This is a genomic window from Streptococcus oralis (assembly GCF_026782345.1).
GTDB classification, from domain to species: domain Bacteria; phylum Bacillota; class Bacilli; order Lactobacillales; family Streptococcaceae; genus Streptococcus; species Streptococcus oralis_CK.
The window spans coordinates 862,138-880,783 of sequence record NZ_JAKUWI010000001.1; the positions used below are offsets into that span (position 1 = coordinate 862,138).

General features: G+C 41.3%; 20 protein-coding genes and 1 pseudogene. 5 read left to right on the top strand and 16 right to left on the bottom strand.

The window, feature by feature from the left end; genetic code table 11:
• Window positions 1-50 precede the first annotated feature (50 nt).
• The 10 genes from MK405_RS04250 to MK405_RS04295 all read right to left on the bottom strand — a co-directional run bounded on the left by MK405_RS04250 (window position 51) and on the right by MK405_RS04295 (window position 7,578).
• Window positions 51-761, bottom strand: a complete 711-nt coding sequence (locus MK405_RS04250; protein ID WP_000062209.1) for an ABC transporter ATP-binding protein — start codon at window positions 759-761, stop codon at window positions 51-53.
• Window positions 761-1,525, bottom strand: coding sequence for an ABC transporter ATP-binding protein (locus MK405_RS04255; protein ID WP_001186017.1), 765 nt, complete (start codon window positions 1,523-1,525; stop codon window positions 761-763). The genes MK405_RS04250 and MK405_RS04255 overlap by 1 nt, the downstream gene beginning before the upstream one ends.
• On the bottom strand, window positions 1,525-2,481 hold the full coding sequence (locus tag MK405_RS04260; RefSeq protein WP_000856254.1) for a branched-chain amino acid ABC transporter permease: 957 nt from the start codon (window positions 2,479-2,481) through the stop codon (window positions 1,525-1,527). The genes MK405_RS04255 and MK405_RS04260 overlap by 1 nt, the downstream gene beginning before the upstream one ends.
• A gap of 3 nt (window positions 2,482-2,484) precedes the next feature.
• Window positions 2,485-3,354: a branched-chain amino acid ABC transporter permease gene (locus MK405_RS04265; protein ID WP_000941407.1), complete on the bottom strand. Its 870-nt coding sequence runs from the start codon at window positions 3,352-3,354 to the stop codon at window positions 2,485-2,487.
• Between the two features lie 120 nt (window positions 3,355-3,474).
• On the bottom strand, window positions 3,475-4,635 hold the full coding sequence (locus tag MK405_RS04270; RefSeq protein WP_061597843.1) for an ABC transporter substrate-binding protein: 1,161 nt from the start codon (window positions 4,633-4,635) through the stop codon (window positions 3,475-3,477).
• A gap of 88 nt (window positions 4,636-4,723) precedes the next feature.
• Window positions 4,724-4,993: a YlbG family protein gene (locus MK405_RS04275; protein WP_000462130.1), complete on the bottom strand. Its 270-nt coding sequence runs from the start codon at window positions 4,991-4,993 to the stop codon at window positions 4,724-4,726.
• A 78-nt stretch (window positions 4,994-5,071) separates the two neighbouring features.
• On the bottom strand, window positions 5,072-5,662 hold the full coding sequence (locus MK405_RS04280; RefSeq protein WP_000613462.1) for an ATP-dependent Clp protease proteolytic subunit: 591 nt from the start codon (window positions 5,660-5,662) through the stop codon (window positions 5,072-5,074).
• A gap of 154 nt (window positions 5,663-5,816) precedes the next feature.
• Complete coding sequence (upp, locus tag MK405_RS04285; RefSeq protein WP_000515972.1) at window positions 5,817-6,446, bottom strand: uracil phosphoribosyltransferase; 630 nt, start codon at window positions 6,444-6,446, stop codon at window positions 5,817-5,819.
• Between the two features lie 88 nt (window positions 6,447-6,534).
• Window positions 6,535-7,002: a deoxycytidylate deaminase gene (locus MK405_RS04290; RefSeq protein ID WP_000136990.1), complete on the bottom strand. Its 468-nt coding sequence runs from the start codon at window positions 7,000-7,002 to the stop codon at window positions 6,535-6,537.
• A gap of 18 nt (window positions 7,003-7,020) precedes the next feature.
• Window positions 7,021-7,578 carry a TetR/AcrR family transcriptional regulator gene (locus MK405_RS04295; protein ID WP_033584950.1) on the bottom strand — a complete coding sequence of 186 codons (558 nt, stop codon included), beginning with the start codon at window positions 7,576-7,578 and terminating at the stop codon, window positions 7,021-7,023.
• A gap of 124 nt (window positions 7,579-7,702) precedes the next feature.
• Here MK405_RS04295 and MK405_RS04300 point away from each other — a divergent pair, with 124 nt between their 5' ends.
• The 4 genes and pseudogenes from MK405_RS04300 (at window position 7,703) to MK405_RS04315 (ending at window position 10,786) form a co-directional block, all read left to right on the top strand.
• Window positions 7,703-8,548, top strand: coding sequence for a DegV family protein (locus tag MK405_RS04300; protein ID WP_268704410.1), 846 nt, complete (start codon window positions 7,703-7,705; stop codon window positions 8,546-8,548).
• A 57-nt stretch (window positions 8,549-8,605) separates the two neighbouring features.
• The gene (gene aao, locus MK405_RS04305; protein ID WP_326845811.1) at window positions 8,606-9,787 is read left to right on the top strand and encodes an aminoacetone oxidase; all 1,182 of its coding nucleotides are present in this window, start codon (window positions 8,606-8,608) and stop codon (window positions 9,785-9,787) included.
• A gap of 13 nt (window positions 9,788-9,800) precedes the next feature.
• Window positions 9,801-10,321, top strand: a pseudogene (locus tag MK405_RS04310) (DUF1697 domain-containing protein).
• A gap of 9 nt (window positions 10,322-10,330) precedes the next feature.
• The gene (locus MK405_RS04315; RefSeq protein WP_268704412.1) at window positions 10,331-10,786 is read left to right on the top strand and encodes an 8-oxo-dGTP diphosphatase; all 456 of its coding nucleotides are present in this window, start codon (window positions 10,331-10,333) and stop codon (window positions 10,784-10,786) included.
• Window positions 10,787-10,815: 29 nt separating this feature from the next.
• Here the strand turns inward: MK405_RS04315 and MK405_RS04320 are convergent, their stop codons facing one another.
• Complete coding sequence (locus tag MK405_RS04320; RefSeq protein ID WP_268704413.1) at window positions 10,816-11,556, bottom strand: MerR family transcriptional regulator; 741 nt, start codon at window positions 11,554-11,556, stop codon at window positions 10,816-10,818.
• A 253-nt stretch (window positions 11,557-11,809) separates the two neighbouring features.
• On the opposite strand from MK405_RS04320, the gene MK405_RS04325 reads away from it, so the two are divergent.
• Window positions 11,810-13,150: a sodium-dependent transporter gene (locus MK405_RS04325; protein ID WP_268704414.1), complete on the top strand. Its 1,341-nt coding sequence runs from the start codon at window positions 11,810-11,812 to the stop codon at window positions 13,148-13,150.
• Between the two features lie 39 nt (window positions 13,151-13,189).
• On the opposite strand, the gene manA is transcribed toward MK405_RS04325, so the two are convergent.
• The 5 genes from manA to spxB all read right to left on the bottom strand — a co-directional run bounded on the left by manA (window position 13,190) and on the right by spxB (window position 18,516).
• Entirely contained in the window at window positions 13,190-14,134 is a 945-nt protein-coding gene (gene manA / locus MK405_RS04330; RefSeq protein WP_268704415.1) for a mannose-6-phosphate isomerase, class I, read from the bottom strand.
• Window positions 14,135-14,253: 119 nt separating this feature from the next.
• Window positions 14,254-15,693, bottom strand: a complete 1,440-nt coding sequence (locus tag MK405_RS04335) for a 6-phospho-beta-glucosidase (protein WP_268704416.1) — start codon at window positions 15,691-15,693, stop codon at window positions 14,254-14,256.
• A 131-nt stretch (window positions 15,694-15,824) separates the two neighbouring features.
• Window positions 15,825-16,085 carry a SemiSWEET family transporter gene (locus MK405_RS04340; protein ID WP_001291473.1) on the bottom strand — a complete coding sequence of 87 codons (261 nt, stop codon included), beginning with the start codon at window positions 16,083-16,085 and terminating at the stop codon, window positions 15,825-15,827.
• A gap of 197 nt (window positions 16,086-16,282) precedes the next feature.
• On the bottom strand, window positions 16,283-16,630 hold the full coding sequence (locus MK405_RS04345; RefSeq protein ID WP_268704417.1) for a VOC family protein: 348 nt from the start codon (window positions 16,628-16,630) through the stop codon (window positions 16,283-16,285).
• 110 nt (window positions 16,631-16,740) lie between these two features.
• Entirely contained in the window at window positions 16,741-18,516 is a 1,776-nt protein-coding gene (gene spxB / locus MK405_RS04350; protein WP_268704418.1) for a pyruvate oxidase, read from the bottom strand.
• Window positions 18,517-18,646 lie beyond the last annotated feature (130 nt).

An 18,646-nucleotide genomic window follows, 5' to 3' on the forward strand; every position in this document is an offset into this window, starting at 1 on the left:
ATTGCTTGCACAATTCTTATCCGCCGACTAAAACAATCCACTGGATTGTTTTAGCCACCTAGATATGCTTTTCTGACTTCTTCTGATGAGGCGAGTTCTTTTCCTGTTCCTGATAGGACGATCTTGCCTGTTTCAAGTACATAACCACGGTCAGAGATAGCAAGAGCCTTGTTAGCGTTCTGTTCAATTAGGAGAACTGTCGTTCCTTGCTTCTGAATATCTTGAATGATATCAAAAATTTCTTGGATAAAGATAGGAGCAAGTCCCATTGACGGCTCATCCAAGAGGAGAAGCTTAGGTGTAGACATGAGAGCGCGTCCCATAGCCAGCATCTGCTGTTCACCGCCTGAAAGAGTTGCCGCATCTTGGTTTTTGCGTTCTTCCAGACGAGGGAAACGTGAAAAGACTTTTTTCAAGTTGGCTTGATTTTCTTCACGATTTTTCTTTAAAAAAGCTCCCATTTCTAAGTTTTCCATAACAGTCAATCCTGGGAAAACATGACGTCCCTCAGGAACTTGTGAAAGCCCACCTGCCACGATTTTTTGCGCAGGTAACTTTTGAATTTCTTTTCCTAAAAACTGAATTTTACCAGCGCTTGGACGAACCAAACCTGAAAGGGTACGAAGAATGGTTGTTTTACCAGCACCATTGGCACCAATCAAGGAAACAACTTCACCTTCATTAACCTCGAAACTTACATCACGAACTGCTTGGATCATACCGTAATGCACAGAGAGGTTTTCAACTTTTAACATAGACATTAGGCTTCACCTCCTAGATAAGCTTCGATAACACGTTTATTCGTCTTAATTTCGTCAGGAGTTCCCTGAGCAATCAAGCGACCATATTCAAGAACATAGATACGCTCAGTGACTTCCATAACCAAATTCATGTCGTGTTCGATGAGCATGATGGTAATTTTAAATTCATCTTTGATACGACGGATCAATTCTGTCAATTCAGCTGTTTCTTGAGGATTCATCCCAGCTGCAGGTTCATCCAAAAAGAGAATCTTAGGTTCAGTTGCCAGAGCACGAACGATTTCTAATCGGCGTTGTTGACCATAGGCCAGATTCTTAGCAAGAGTATCTGCGTCACTATCCAAATCAAAAATCTTCAGCAAGTCCAAAGCTTTGCTTTTTAATTCTTCCTCATTCTTATAAAAAGCTGGTAGACGTAGAAAGCTCGCAAGGACATGTTGTTTATGATGATTACTAAATGCAATCAAAACATTTTCCAAAACTGTCAAGTCCTTGAACAAACGAATATTTTGGAAAGTACGGCTGAGTCCAAGTGAAGCAATCTTATAGGGAGTTTTCCCATTGAGGAGGTGACCATCTAATGTCACAGTACCTTCGCTTGGTTCATAAACACCAGTCAAGAGATTGAAAAGGGTTGTTTTACCAGCCCCGTTCGGTCCAATCAGACCAACCAATTCTCCCTCGTTCAATTCAAGAGTGACATCTCCAACAGCTGTTAGACCGCCAAAATGTTTGGTTAATTGTTTAACTTCAAGTAGTGCCATTAGTTTTGTCCCTCCTTCTTAGATTTTTTAAAGAAACGTGATAGACTCAATTCCCATGTCCCAAGAAGTCCACCTGGTCTGAAAATCATGACCAATACAAGAGCCAAAGCGTAGATGATCATACGTACGCTAGCTACATCTTGAAGGAGCATATTTAAAATTCCTAAAACAATCGCTGAAACGATGGTACCAGTAATAGATCCAAGTCCACCAAATACAACGATAATCAACACGTTGATGGAATTAATAAAGGTGTAATCTTTTGGCACAACAGATCCGATAAAACCAGCCTGAAGTGAACCAGCAATACTTGCTGTAATGGCACCAAAGACAAAAGCGATAATCTTGATCTTTGTAGTGTTTACCCCAACGGATTCTGCAGCAATCTCATCCTCACGAACAGATAGAGTAGAGCGTCCGATTGGACTACGTAGGAAGTTGAGAGTTGCAATAGTTGTGACCACCACAAAAAGATAAACCATTTGCCAATTGGTAAAGTTTGGAATACCCAAGATACCAGCAGCACCGTTGGTCAAACTTCCACCATTAATAATAAAGATACGAATGATTTCTGAGACACCTAGTGTTGCAACAGCCAGGTAGTCACCCTTCAAGCGTAGTGTTGGGATCCCAACGAGCAAAGCGACTGCACCAGAAATCAAGGCACCCAAGATCATTGCTCCAAAGAAGGCACCATAGGTTGGTGATTTTGAACCAATAATCGCTGCTGCATAAGCCCCAATCGCCATAAAGCCTGCATGACCGAGTGAGAATTGTCCTGAAAAACCAACGATTAAGTTCAGACCTACTGCAAGGATGATATTAATCCCAATTTGTTCTAAAATTTGAACATGGAATAGATTGAGAATACCAGCAGAAACCAGTACGCTAATTAATCCATAACCCGCTAACAGAAGGAATAACCAGAGAATATTTACTTTAAGATTTGTCTTCATTGTTTACACCTTCTCTTTCACATTCTTACCAAGGATACCTGCAGGTCGAACAATCAGAATCAAAAGCAAGATTCCATATACGATAGCATCACGGAAATCAGACATACCGAAGGCAGTAGCAAATGTTTCCAACAAGCCAATCACAAATCCCCCCAGAGCTGCACCAGGAATAATCCCGATACCACCGAGTACGGCCGCAACGAATGATTTCAGACCTGGAGTCACGCCCATCAAAGGTTCAAGAGAGTTGTAGTAAAGAGCAATGAGGACACCTGCCGCACCAGCAAGAGCTGAACCCAAAGCAAAGGTAAAGCTGATTGTGCGATTTACATTAATTCCCATCAATTGAGCTGCGTCACTATCAACTGATACCGCACGCATGGCTTTCCCCATTTTTGTTTTTTGGACGATCAATTGTAATAAAACCATCAAGAGTACAGAAACTGCTAAAATCATCAATTGAACATTTGTCAAGCTAATTGGCCCGAAATCAAAACGGACGGTTTCAATTGCTTGAGGGAAGGCACGAGTATTGGCGCCTACTAGATAAACCATTCCGTATTCCAGTAGGAAAGACACTCCGATGGCAGTAATCAATACAGCAATGCGTGTAGAGTGTCGCAAAGGACGGTAGGCAAGAAATTCAATCACAACACCAAGTAGTGCGGTTCCTGCCATTGAAATAATCAAAGCTAAAAAGAAATCCATTTGGAAGGAATTAATCAAAAAGTAACCAATAAAGGCACCTATCATATAAATATCACCGTGGGCGAAGTTGATGAGTTTGATAATTCCATAAACCATAGTATAACCCAAGGCCAAAAGTGCATAAACACTACCCAGAATTAAACCATTCACAAGTTGTTGGAGCATAGCATTCACTCTTTTCTATCGTTATTTTTTAGAAAATTTTCATCATTTTCACAAGTTCATAAACACCGAAACAGGGAGTGAGTCAAAGGCTCATTCCCTATTTCAACTACTATTCTAATGTTATGGTTTTACAACTTCTGCTGCTTCTACTTTACCATTGTTCATAGTCATCATGTAAGCAGTTTTCACCGTATTGTGGTCAGCATCAAAGCTTGTTTGACCAGTTACACCATCAAAATCTTTGGTTTTAGCAAGGTTGTCCTTGATTTCACCTGAGTTTTTAGCACCTTTTGCAGCATTTGCTACTAGGTAAACTGAGTCATAGGCCAAGGCTGAGAAGGTTGAAGGCTCTTCATTGTATTTAGCACGGTATGCTTCAAGGAAGGCTTTAGCTTTTTCAGAAACATCAACTGTAGTTGAGAATCCTGAGATGAAGTAAATGTTTGATGCTTTTTCAGCTGTTGCTTGTTGAACAAATTCTTCACCGTTAAATCCATCACCACCAACGATTGGTTTATCAATTCCCATACCACGGGCTTGGTTTACGATTTTACCTGCTTCTGTGTAGTAGCCTGGGACAACGATAGCGTCAAACTCTTTCCCTTTCATTTTAGTAAGGGCTGCTTGGAAGTCTGTATCACCTGCTACAAACGTTTCATCTGCTACAATCTCACCCTTGTAGGTTTCACGGAAAGATTTAGCAATACCTTTAGCATAGTCACTAGCATTGTCAGTATAAAGAACAACCTTCTTAGCATTCAATTTGTTTGTTACATAGTTTGAAATAATCTTCCCTTGGAAGCTATCTTGGAATGTTCCGATAAATAGGTAATCTTGACCTTTAGTCAATCCATCTTGAGTAGCACTTGGTGAGATCAATGGCACTCCTGCTTTGGTAGCGTTAGCTACAGCTGCAGCAGTTGCACCAGATGTCGCAGGTCCCACAATGGCTGCCACTTTTGATTGGGTTACAAGGTTCGTTGTAACAGAAGCTGCTTCGGCAGTTTCTGACTTGTTGTCTTTGTCTACAACTTCGATTTGTTTTCCATCGATACCACCTGCTGCATTGATTTCATCAACGGCAAGTTGGGCCCCTTTTTGTTCAGATGTTCCGTAGGCTGCTACAGCACCTGTCTCTTCAAAGTTAAAACCGATTTTGATTGTTTTTTCGTCTACTGGATTTCCAGTTGTGTTTGACGCTCCTGACTTGACCTCTCCACAGGCAGCAAGAAGAGCCACACTAGCAAGAGCCACAAAAGATAGGGCAAATTTTTTCTTCATTTTTAATCTCCTTATAATATTGTTCCAAAATAGTATGTTAAGAATATACCGAATTATCAGAAAATTGTCAACCTTTTTATTCACTTTTTTAAATGATAACGTTTTCTTCGTTTCGATAGAGATTGCCAACGAAGGGAGTTTCTAACTCTTGAATGTGACACCGTCTAATTTTCTTGATAAATCTTTCCTTACCTAATCTCTCTACTAAGTCATCTAACTCCTCAGTTGGAACATAGAGCTGCAAGTAACGATGCTTCTTAGAATGGTAACAGATGTCACCGTATTCCTGAAGTTTCTTTGCATCCCGATTATAGTAAAGATAGATGATTAATCCTGATCGATTGACCTTTTCAAACATGATAAATCCTCTTTCTAAGAAATCTTCTCCTATTATATCAAAAAAAGCAAACCCCGTCGAGTTTGCTTTTTAGCTTGGTTAGCTCAAAGAATTGTTGGCCATGATTTCATCAATAAAACCATACTCAAGTGTTTCTTGGGCGCTCATCCAGTAATCACGTTCTGCGTCTACATGAATTTGCTCAACTGTTTTACCAGAGTTATCTGCAAGAATTTGCTCCAAAGTCTTACGAGTTTTAAGCAAGTGCTCTGCAGCGATTGCCATATCGGTTTGTTGGGTACCACCACCTGTACCACCCATTGGTTGGTGAATCATGTACTCTGCATTTGGAAGCATGAAACGTTTGCCTTTTGCTCCACTTGATGCAATGATAGTCCCCATTGAGGCTGCCATCCCCATAACGATGGTTTGGACATCTGCCTTGATAAAGTTCATGGTATCAACGATTGCCAAACCAGCTGAAACAGAACCACCCGGAGTATTTACATAAAGGTAAATATCTTTTGTACTGTCTTGGGCATCCAAGAAGAGCAATTGGGCAATAACGGAGTTGGCCATGTTGTCTTCAACTGGTCCAGTCAACATGATGATACGATCTTTTAGTAGACGTGAGTAAATATCATAGGAACGTTCTCCACGGCTTGTTTGTTCAATAACTACAGGAATCATTCATTTCTCCTTTTAATGTTGAATTTTCTTAGTCTTACGACTCAATACAGAACTATTATATCTTTTTGGTCAAAAAAGGTCAAATTTTTGCTCTATTCTCTAAACAGAAACAAAAACTCAACCCCCTTTCAAGTTAAAAACGAACTTCTCTATCTTATTTGGTACCGAACAAGCGATCTCCAGCATCTCCAAGACCTGGAACGATATAACCGTGTTCGTTCAAGCGTTCATCCAAAGCCGCAGTAAAGATTTCTACATCTGGGTGTGCTTCTTGAAGGGCTTTTACACCTTCTGGAGCAGATACCAGGCAGACAAACTTGATATTGGATGCACCACGTTTTTTTAGTGAATCTACAGCCAAGATTGCTGAGCCACCTGTTGCCAACATTGGATCAACGACAAAGATTTGACGTTGGTCAATATCCTCAGGCAATTTCACCAAGTATTCAACTGGTTGAAGGGTTTCTTCATCACGGTACATACCGATGTGTCCAACTTTTGCTGCTGGAACCAGATTCAAGAGACCATCTACCATCCCGATACCTGCACGCAAAATTGGGACAATCGCCAATTTTTTACCAGCCAATTGTTTTTGAACGGTCTTTGTGATAGGTGTTTCAATTTCAACGTCTTCAAGTGGAAGATCACGAAGTACTTCATATCCCATCAACATTGCAATCTCATCTACTAGCTCACGAAAAGCTTTTGTAGAAGTGTCTGTACGACGCAAGATTGACAATTTGTGTTGAATGAGTGGATGATTAATGACTTCAATTTTTCCCATTTTCTGAGTTCCTTCTTTCAATTTATTCTTCTTATTATATCAAAAAACGGTTTAAAAAGCTTTCTAAACCATTTATTTTTATTAATTTTTAAATCAAATCTGCCTCTTGAAGAGCTGTCTGAACAGTCTCTAATGGTAAATGGGTCAACTCAGTGCCTTTTTCGTGATAAAGGTACTGGGCATAGTCATCCATTCGGTACTGGTTGATATAAACCACGCGCTTGCAACCAACCTGTAGCAGTTGTTTGGTGCAGTTCAGACAAGGGAAATGGGTCACATAGGCTGTAAAACCTCTGGGAACCCCTCGTTCGGCTCCTTGCAAGATGGCATTAACCTCGGCGTGAAGGGTTCGGACACAGTGACCTTCAATGACTAAACATTCGTGGTCAATACAGTGCTCCGTTCCCGATACGGAACCATTATAGCCCGTTGAAATGACTTTATTATCCTTGACTAGGACAGCTCCCACCTTGGCACGTTTACAGGTCGAACGATTAGCAATCAGTAAAGCCTGGGCTGCAAAATACTCATCCCAAGCCAGTCTTTTTTCTGTCATAAGTCTTCTCCTTTTCCTCTATTTTTTGAAAAATGGCAAGCGTAAATCGGCAATCTTTTCAGCTGGAACCTTCATGCCATCCTTGATCCATTTGAGCAAAACCGATACGATGGCAGAACTCCAAAAGGAATGAAGGTAGCTGCTGACACCTTTTGATTTTCCGTGATATTTTTCCAGAAATTCCTGCATAGCTTGGACAAAAATCTTTTCCAAGTGGTAGTCCAGAGCAAGTTGGATGACCTTGGCTTCTTTCTTGGCTGCACGGAAAAGGTGAACCCAGACTAGATAAAGATCCGTTTTGACATCGTAGTGGCTCAACTGTTCCATAATGTTATGGACACTGCGTTTAAAGACGCTTTCCAAAATCTCTTCTTTGGAGTCATAGTTACGATAGAAGGCGGCACGAGAGACGCCCGCCCGCTTGACTAATTCTGAAATACTGATCTTTGCCAAGTCCTTTTTCTCTAGAAGTTGCAAAAGAGCCGTCTCGATTGCTTCTCTGGTTAAAAAATTGGATTCTTGATTTGATTTTCTGAGATTTTCAAGAGATTTTTCAGATATTCTACGTTCAGACATAACAATTTCTTTCTACTTGTAACAACAGACGGATGGTGCTTTTGTTTCAAGGGCATTCATGATACAATTGTAAAAAAAGACAGAACCTTTGTCAATGTATAAGTGACAAAGATGGAGAATTTCTATGACTTGGAAGATTGTGGCTGACTCTGGTTGTGATTATCGTCAACTGGCAACTCCTGCTATTGATACTGAATTTGTTAGTGTTCCTTTAACCATTCAAGTAGCTGATCAGGTCTTTATCGATGATGCCAGTCTCGACATTGACCATATGATGAAAACCATGTATGCGACTTCTGAGGCTTCAAAATCAGCTTGTCCTAGCCCTGATGATTACTTGCGTGCATTTGAAGGTGCTAAGCATATCTTTGTCGTTACTATCACCGGTACTCTTTCAGGTAGCCATAATAGTGCACAACTCGCTAAGAATATCTACCTTGAAGAACACCCTGACACTCAGATTCATGTGATTGATAGTTTATCTGCTGGTGGGGAAGTTGACCTAATTGTAGAAAAAATCAATGACTTGATTGATCAAGGACTTTCTTTTGAAGAAATTGTTGAAGCTATTACAGCCTACCAAGAAAAAACGAAGTTGCTTTTTGTACTCGCTAAGGTTGATAACTTGGTAAAAAATGGTCGTTTGAGTAAGCTGATCGGTACAGTTGTTGGCCTTCTCAACATCCGTATGGTTGGGGAAGCAAGTGAAACTGGAACCCTAGAACTACTCCAAAAAGCGCGTGGACCAAAAAAATCCCTTCAAGCAGCCTATGAAGAACTCATCAAGGCTGGCTACGCTGGTGGCCGTATCGTCATGGCTCATCGCAGCAATGAAAAATTCTGTCAGCAATTGTCAGAACGCTTGCTGGAAACCTTCCCACAAGCCACTATCAAAATCGTTCCCACATCTGGTCTCTGCAGTTTTTATGCAGAAGATGGTGGTTTGTTGATGGGATATGAAATTAACTAAGATTATGAGCAACAAGAGATGCTAAGCATCTCTTGTTTTTTGTGGTACAATAGAGCTATGAAACATTTTGATACTATTGTCATCGGTGGGGGACCTGCTGGCATGATGGCTACAATTTCCAGTAGCTTTTATGGTCAGAAAACTCTTCTCATCGAAAAAAATCGAAAACTTGGCAAAAAATTAGCTGGAACGGGCGGTGGTCGTTGTAATGTGACCAACAATGGAACCTTAGATGACCTAATGGCTGGAATTCCTGGTAACGGGCGCTTTCTATACAGTGTATTTTCCCAGTTCGATAACCATGATATTATCAACTTTTTTACGGAAAATGGAGTCAAACTTAAGGTCGAGGACCACGGACGCGTCTTTCCTACTAGTGACAAGTCTCGGACCATTATCGAGGCGCTAGAAAAGAAAATCACCGAACTCGGTGGTCAAGTTGCTACTCAAACGGAGGTTGTTTCGGTTAAAAAGATAGACGACCAGTTCGTCCTCAAGTCCGCAGACCAAAGCTTCACTTGTGATAAACTCATTGTCACAACTGGTGGAAAATCCTATCCTTCTACTGGCTCGACTGGTTTCGGTCACGAGATTGCCCGCCATTTTAAGCATACTATTACTGAACTTGAAGCCGCTGAAAGTCCTTTATTGACAGATTTTCCCCATAAGGCCTTGCAGGGAATTTCACTGGACGATGTGACCCTAAGCTACGGCAAGCATGTCATCACCCACGATCTGCTCTTTACTCACTTTGGTCTATCCGGTCCTGCTGCTCTGCGTATGTCTAGTTTTGTCAAGGGTAGAGAAGTTCTTTCACTGGATGTTTTGCCTCAACTTTCTGAGAGCGACTTGGTGGCATTTTTAGAAGAAAACCGTGAAAAATCCTTGAAAAATGCTTTAAGAACCTTATTGCCAGAACGCTTGGCAGAATTTCTTGTGCAAGGCTATCCTGAAAAAGTCAAACAACTGACTGAAAAGGAACGCGAACAACTTCTCCAGTCCATCAAGGCTCTCAAAATCCCTATGACTGGCAAAATGTCTCTTGCCAAATCCTTTGTCACCAAAGGCGGTGTCAGTCTCAAGGAAATCAATACTAAAACTCTGGAAAGTAAGCTCGTTCCTGGCCTCCACTTTGCAGGCGAGGTACTGGATATCAATGCCCACACGGGTGGCTTCAACATCACTTCTGCCCTCTGCACCGGCTGGGTGGTAGGCTCCAATACAATAAATACCAAATAAGGAAGGAAGTCCTTTGGAACATATTATTTTACTGAGAGGCGTTACTCCTAATGGAAAAAATGCTATCCCGAAAATGTCTTATTTGATAGATATTTTAACAGAAGCTGGGTTTTAACACGTTCGAACCTATATTCAAAGTGGGAATATCATTCTTGAGAGTGACTCAGATTCAGAAGAAATACGAGAACGCGTTCATACTTTGATAAAGAAAAAAATTGGGGCCGACTTAAAAATGGTTATCAAGAATAAGAACGATTTTGAAAAGATTGTTCATGAGAATCCATTTAAAGAAGACTATCTTCATGATCGTGTGCATGTAATTCTTTATCAAGGACTTATCCAAAGTCTGCCACTAGAAAAATTGAAAGCTGACTACGGCGAGGAAGAAATCTGTGTAGGCGATTACTGTCTCTACCTCTATCTTCCTAGAACTGCAAGACAAAAAAGCTCAATACTAACTATCTTGAAAAATTGTTTGGCGTGGATCTGACCATGAGAAAGTTAAACGTAGTAGAAAAATTACTAACAAAATAGGAGAACAAAATGAACAAAAGAGAAACAGTCGAATTTGTCAATATGTGTATGATTCAAAACGGGGATAAGGTCCTGGTCCAAGATCGAGTTAATCCTGACTGGCCTGGCATTACTTTTCCTGGTGGTCATGTTGAGCGTGGCGAATCCTTTGTCGATGCTGTCATTCGTGAAGTGAAAGAAGAAACTGGTCTGACCATTTCCAAACCCCAACTCTGTGGTATCAAAAACTGGTACGATGACAAGGATTATCGTTATGTAGTCCTCTTTTACAAAACAGAACACTTTTCAGGTGAACTCCAGTCTTCAGACGAAGGGAAGGTTTGGTGGGAAGATTTTGACAATCTGTCTCATCTAAAACTTGCTACTGATGATATGTCTGATATGCTTCGTGTTTTTTTAGAAGAGGATCTCAGTGAATTCTTTTACTACAAAGACGGTGACGACTGGTTTTATGACTTGAAGTAAAAAAATAGGCTAGGAAATTCCTAGCCTATTTATTCTGCATTTGTCTGAACGTAAGCAGCAATAACATCTGATGTGTACTGGGCTGTTCCAGGTCCAAATTTGTCAATATTTTCCTTGAACTCTGGGTTGTAGACGTAACCTTTACCGATATGACCAAATACCTCAATAGAACAGTCAAATCCATAAGTACGAATAGCTTGCAAGAGTTTGGCTGCTTCTTCTTGGTTTTCGACCGCTGTTGCAGCTAGTCCATTTTTAAGGTTTTGTGCCAAGGCTTGAAAAACTTGGTTGAAGGCGGCTGTGGCCTCTTCTTCGCGACCTTTTTGGCGTTCAAGCGCTTGGCCCATGACTTCCTGTCCATACTTCTCTACCGCCTCTTGGTGGTATTTTTGATTGTCTTGATAGCTAAATCCAGTGAATTTTTCCTCAATCGTCATTTTTCTTTCTCCTTTTTGTTCTTGAATGGTTTTTTGCAAGGTGGAAATCAAGGTATCCAGATGTTGCCTTTCTTGGGTCAAATAGTCCAACTGCCTGGTTAAATGAGGCAATAAATCTGTCCTTTCTCCCTTTAACAGCTCTGCTATTTTTTCTAAAGAAAAGCCTAGATATTTGTAGTAAAGAATGACTTGAAGGCGTTCCAAATCCTCTTGACTATAGGTTCGATAGCCGTTTTCCGACTTTAAGGGAACCAAGAGTCCTATCTTATCGTAGTGGTGCAGAGTCTTGACAGAGACACCTGAAAGCTGCGCAGCTTCTTTTATATGGTACATGATTTCCTCCTTACAAGAAATAGTATAACCCCTCCCCTTAGGTCAGAGTCAAGCGTTTTTGCGAAAAATTTTTAACTTTTTGAGAAAGGTGTGAAAACTTGAAAATGGTTTTCTTGACAGACCTTAGAAAACATGATAGGATAGTCAAGTCTATCAATCAAACAGAAGGCTCATAAAGAGCCATTGAGAGAAGGCTATTTGACAACTCAAGTAGCCTTTTCTTATTTTAAAAAACGAGATTGGAGTTTCAACTATGTCAGAAAAATCGCAATGGGGCTCGAAACTTGGCTTTGTCCTAGCATCTGCTGGCTCAGCCATCGGGCTTGGTGCCGTTTGGAAGTTTCCCTACATGACTGCTGCAAATGGCGGGGGAGGCTTTTTACTGGTCTTTCTCATTTCCACCATTTTAATCGGTTTTCCGCTCTTGCTTGCTGAGTTTGCCCTTGGCCGTAGTGCTGGCGTTTCTGCTATCAAAACCTTTGGAAAACTTGGCAACAATAACAAGTACAACTTTATCGGTTGGATTGGTGCCTTTGCCCTTTTTATCCTCTTATCTTTCTACAGTGTTATCGGAGGATGGATTTTAGTCTATCTGGGTATTGAGTTTGGGAAATTGTTCCAACTTGGTGGAACGGGTGATTATGCTCAGTTATTTACTTCAATCATTTCAAATCCGGCCATTGCCCTAGGAGCTCAAGCAGCCTTTATCTTATTGAATATCTTTATTGTATCACGTGGGGTTCAAAAAGGGATTGAAAGAGCTTCGAAAGTCATGATGCCCCTGCTCTTTATCATCTTTGTCGTGATCATTGGGCGCTCTCTCAGCTTGCCAAATGCCATGGAAGGGGTTCTCTACTTCCTCAAACCAGACTTTACAAAACTAACTAGCGCTGGCCTCCTCTACGCTCTGGGACAATCTTTCTTTGCCCTCTCACTAGGGGTTACAGCCATGCTGACCTATGCTTCCTACTTGGACAAGAAAACCAACCTGGTCCAGTCAGGGATTTCTGTCGTATCCATGAACATCTCGGTATCCATCATGGCGGGACTTGCCATTTTCCCAGCCATGTCAGCCTTCAATATCCAGTCTGAAGAGGGACCAAGCCTGCTCTTTATCGTCTTGCCTCAACTCTTTGACAAGATGCCTTTTGGAACTATTTTCTACATCCTTTTCCTCTTGCTCTTCCTATTTGCGACGGTTACTTCCTCTGTCGTGATGCTGGAAATCAATGTGGGCAATATCACCAACCAGGACAACCGCAAGCGTGCTAAATGGAGTGCTATTTTAGGAATCTTGACCTTTGTCTTTGGTATTCCTTCGGCCCTTTCTTACGGTGTTATGGCGGATGTTCACATCTTTGGGAAGACCTTCTTTGATGCTATGGACTTCTTGGTTTCCAATCTCCTCATGCCATTTGGAGCTCTCTGCCTGTCACTTTTTACAGGCTATATCTTTAAAAAGGCTCTTGCTAAGGAGGAACTCCATCTCGATGAAAGAGCATGGAAACAGGGACTTTTCCAAGTCTGGCTCTTCCTTCTTCGTTTTATCATTCCCATCATCATCATCGTGGTCTTTATCGCCCAATTTATGTAATCAAAAAGGACTTGAGTAGTAAACTCAGGCCCTTTCTTTTTATGGATGGCTAACAATCAATTCCAAACCTTGCCCTTCCAAGGTCCAAGCTTCAACATCACTTGGTAGGATAAAGTGGCTGCCTTTTTGGATTGGATAGTTTTTCCCGTCAACAGTCAGGTGACCCTGACCAGCCAAGACACTCAACAAGCTGTAGTCAACTGTCTTTTCAAAGTCAACTTTTCCAGTGATTTCCCACTTGTAAACTGCGAAGAAGTCATTAGATACAAGAAGAGTTGAACGCAAATCATCAGCTTTGATAGTTACAGGACGGCTATTGGCAGGCTCTCCAATGTTTAAAACATCGATAGATTTTTCAAGGTGAAGTTCACGTAAGTTGCCCTTGTTATCCTTGCGGTCAAAGTCATAAACACGGTAGGTGGTATCGCTAGACTGCTGGGTTTCAAGAATCAAGATACCCGCCCCGATAGCGTGCATAGTTCCACTTGGTACATAGAAGAAATCTCCAGCCTTAACAGGCACTTTTGTCAGTAAGGCATCCCAGTTCTTGTCTTCGATTTGCTGGCGGAGTTCTTCTTTTGACTTGGCATTATGGCCATAGATAATCTCTGAACCTTCGTCTGCTGCGATGATGTACCAGCACTCTGTTTTTCCTAGCTCGCCTTCGTGCTCTAGTCCATAGGCATCGTCTGGGTGAACTTGGACACTGAGCCAATCGTTGGCATCGAGTATCTTGGTCAAGAGTGGAAATACAGGCTCTGGACGGTTACCAAATAATTCACGGTGTTCCGCATACAATGTAGCTAGGTCTGTTCCCTCAAAGCGCCCATTAGCGACCTTTGAAACTCCATTTGGGTGGGCTGAAATAGCCCAGTATTCTCCGATTTTTTCACTTGGGATATCGTAGCCAAACTCATCACGTAGCTTGGTTCCACCCCAGATTTTTTCTTGCATAACTGATTGTAAAAATAATGGTTCTGACATCTTATTCTCCTGTTTGTTTTTCTCACTTCATTATAGCAAAAAGCTTGATCTAATTGAACTCTTTTTCACATCTTATAAAGTAGGGAGAAGATTTTATAAAAATAGTGAACAAATGTTCTCTACTTAATACTTGCACCATTGCTGGCAATGACATCCTTGTACCAGTAGAAGGATTTCTTCTTGCTCCGTTTGAGACTTCCTTGACCTGCATTATCACGATCCACATAGATAAAGCCATATCGCTTGTTCATTTCGCCTGTTCCAGCTGAAACCAGATCGATACAACCCCAAGTCGTATAACCAAGCAAGTCGACCCCATCTTGATAAATAGCATCTCGCATAGCCTTGATATGGGCCTCTAAGTAAGCAATCCGATAGCCATCTGCTACATAACCATTTTCATCCGGTGTATCCATAGCACCGAGACCGTTTTCCACGATAAACATAGGCTTTTGATAACGATCCCAGATGGCATTGAGGGTGATACGAAGCCCCAGTGGGTCAATCTGCCAACCCCATTCAGAGGATTTCAGATAAGGATTTTTGATAGAGGCAAAGACATTTCCAGCTGTCAGATCCGTCATTTCTGGATCGCCTGAAGCCACTCGGCTCGCATAGTAAGAGAAGGAAACAAAGTCAACAGTGTGATTCTTTAACAAGTCCAAATCTTCTGTCGACATTTCAATCTTAATTCCCTCACGCTCCCACTGCTTCTTGGCATAGTTTGGGTATTCCCCACGCGCTTGAACATCAATGAAAAAGTAACTCTTACGGTCTTCTTCCATGGCTGCCCAGTAGTCTCTCGGATGGGCAGTGTTGGGATAGTATTGTCCTGCTGCCAACATACATCCCACCTTGTTTTCTGGATCAATTTCGTGAGCAATTTTAGTCGCCATAGCCGAGGCCACCAGCTCATGGTGGGCTGCTTGGTATTTGATCTGTTCTTGATTTTCTCCTTCTTCAAAACAAATCCCAGCTCCTAAAAAGGGGGCATGCAGAATCATATTGATTTCGTTGAAGGTGAGCCAGTACTTGACCAAGCCCTTGTAACGGGTAAAGAGGGTGCGACAGAGATTTGCGTAAAAGTCCAACATACGACGATTGCGCCAACCACCGTACTCCCTAATTAAGTGTATGGGGCAGTCGAAATGCGTGATGGTCACCAGTGGTTCAATTCCATACTTGTGACATTCCTTAAATAAATCCTCATAAAAAGCTAGACCAGCTTCATTTGGCTCTGCTTCGTCACCTTGAGGAAAAATCCGAGTCCAAGCAATGGAAAGTCGATAGGTTTTAAAGCCCATTTCTGCAAAAAGCGCAATATCTTCCTTGTAATGATGGTACATATCGACGGCTTCCTTTGCTGGGTAAAAATAGCCCTCCTCAAACGAAAACATCTTTTTCTGACCTGTGATTATGGCTTCACGGTCTGGACCAATCGGCACCACATCCACATTAGCAAGACCACGACCGTCCTGATTATAAGCACCCTCACATTGATTAGCCGCCGTTGCACCACCCCAGAGAAATCCTTCTGGAAATTGTAGTATTTCTGTCATCACTTTACCTCGATTGATTTATTACTTCTATTATACTAAAAAGGAGGCAAAAAGTTTGGAACCCTCTGGATAATAATAGCACTAAACTTACTCTTATATATACGAAAAAAAGACTGAAACCAGTCTTCTTTTTAAATCAAAGCTGTGATAGCCGTTACTAGGCCAAAAACGATACCTGGCGCATTAGCAGCCGCAAGGGGAATATCTCTTTCTTTCTTGAAAAGACCGTAATAAACCCATAGACTACAGTTGATGGCTGCGACTAAGGGTTGGATGAAGTTGCCTTTTTGACCAGCCAAGTTGTTCATGATTTGTGGGAAGTAAGAGACATACATCATAACAGACATGAAGGTCGCTACCCAACCCAAAATTTTCATTTGTTTTTCAGACATTTTCAAAATCTCTTTCATTTTTATGAATCATATTTTATAATCTTTTTTCAAAACAATCAAGACTTTGTAGCTTTTGTTATGAAGATGTAAACTATCACAATCTTGTGATAAGAAAAAGACCGGATTGCTCCGATCTTTTTAAGTTCCGCTCTAAGAATGTTTAAATTTTTAGATAAAAAATTTGATAATAGAATTACCTACTTCATACGATAAAAATCAAGCACTAAACCAGCTGGACCTTTTACAAGCAAGGATTCCGTTCCCCAATCAGTTACAGCCGGACCGTGTAAAATCTCGACACCAATCTCTTTCAACCGTTGGTAGTTCTGATCTACATCCTCAACCTCGATATGAAGAATGATTCCTGACTGAAAGTTTTCCAAAGAAATCAAATGATTTTCTGACAACATGAGACAATGACTGCCAATCGTGAACTGAGCAAAACTGTCATCAACATAATCGGACTTTTTATCCAAAATACGCTCCAAGTCGGCACAGACTTGAGGAACATTTGAAACGATGATATCTAATTGATTTAAATTCATTTACTATCCTCCAGAAAAAGACCGGATTGCTCCGATCTTTTCAAGTTCTGCTCTAAGAAAATCAAAGAATAAAATCTACAAAGTTTACCTTTGATTTTCGATGAGAGAAATTATTTGATTGCGCGTGATTGCAATCCTTCTTCTTCCAAGAAGAGGCGGAATGGTACGAGTTCTTCTGCTTCGTATTTTTCCTTGAAGGCTTTGATTGCTTCTTCTGAGTGAAGTTTTGGATCCAATTCAAGTACTTCTACTGGAAGTGGACGGTGTTGCGTGATGCGAGCATCGATAACAACAGTTTTACCTTCTTTGTTCAATTTAACAGCTTCTGCAACAACTGCGTCGATGTCTTCGATACGATCAACTGTAAATCCAACAGCACCTTGTGCTTCAGCAATTTTTGCGTAGTCAGCGTTTGTGAAGTCACAACCAAACAAGTGTTTATTTGTGTCTTCGTATTTGTCCTTGATGAAGGCATATTTACCATTTGAGAAGATAACGTTGATAACTGGAAGGTCGTATTGAACGTTTGTGATCACGTCTGGGTAGCACATGTTGAATGCACCGTCACCCATGATGTTCCATACTTGGCGATCTGGATTGTCTTTTTTAGCAGCGATACCACCAGGAAGGGCAATACCCATTGTCGCAAAGAGTGGAGATGTACGCCACATGTTCTTAGGTGTCATGTGAAGGTGACGAGTAGATGTTTGAGTAGTGTCACCTACGTCGATTGAGTAGATAGCGTCTTGATCAGCATGTTTATTGATAGCATTGTAAACTTGGTACAATTGCAATTCACCCTCAGTTTTACCTTCGAGTTTGTTCATGTAATCACGCCAGTTTTGGTTGTTCTTAACGTTTGCACGCCACCATGGAGTAGATTCTACTGGGTTTACTTTGTCAAGGATTGCTTTCGCTGCTTGACCTGCATCACCAAGGATAGAAGCGTCAAGGGCATGACGTTTACCAAGTTTGTAAGGGTCGATATCGACTTGGATGAATTTTTCAGTGTTCTTGAAGGCTTCGTAAACTTCAGCAAATGGGAAGTTTGAACCAAGGAAAAGAACTGTGTCTGCTTCAAAGACCACTTCGTTGGCTGGTTTCCAACCAACACGGTAAGCAGAACCTGTCAAACCTTCGTAGTTCCATTCAAAGGCTTCAAAGTTTTTACCAGTTGTGATGATTGGTGCTTTGATTTTACGTGACAATTCAGTAATCACTTCACCTGCTTTAACACCACCGTAACCAGCGTAGATAACTGGACGTTCAGCATTGTTCAAGATTTCAACAGCTTTGTCGATTTCAACTTCGTTCAAGACAGGAGCGATGAATGAACGCTCGTATGAACCTGAACCGTAGTATGAGTTTTCGTCGATTTCTTGGAAACCGAAGTTTACTGGAATTTCAACAACAGCTGGACCTTTTTTAGAAACTGCAGCACGGCAAGCTTCGTCAATTACTTTTGGCAATTGCTCAGCGTAAGCGACACGTTTGTTGTAGACAGCGATACCGTTGTACATTGGGTTTTGGTTCAATTCTTGGAAGGCATCCATGTTGAGTTCGTTAACTGGACGTGATCCAAGGATAGCAAGGAATGGAGTGTTATCCATAGCTGCATCGTAAACACCGTTAATCAAGTGAGTCGCACCTGGACCACCTGAACCAACAGCAACCCCGATTGAGCCGCCAAATTTAGCTTGCATGACCGCTGCAAGAGCACCTGTTTCTTCGTGGCGAACTTGCAAGAAGCGGATATCTTTGTCTTCAGCTAAAGCGTCCATCAATGAGCTGAGTGTTCCTGATGGGATACCGTAGATTGTGTCTACGCCCCATGTTTTCAATACGTTAAGCATTGCTGCAGATGCAGTAATTTTTCCTTGAGTCATAATAATAACTCTCCTTCAAATATTTTTAAAACTTGATTCATCCGTTTTCATATACTATTTGAAAACGTTTCAGCAAATTTTTACTCTACTAATTTATCACAATTATTTTGACTTTACTAAGAATCTGCTC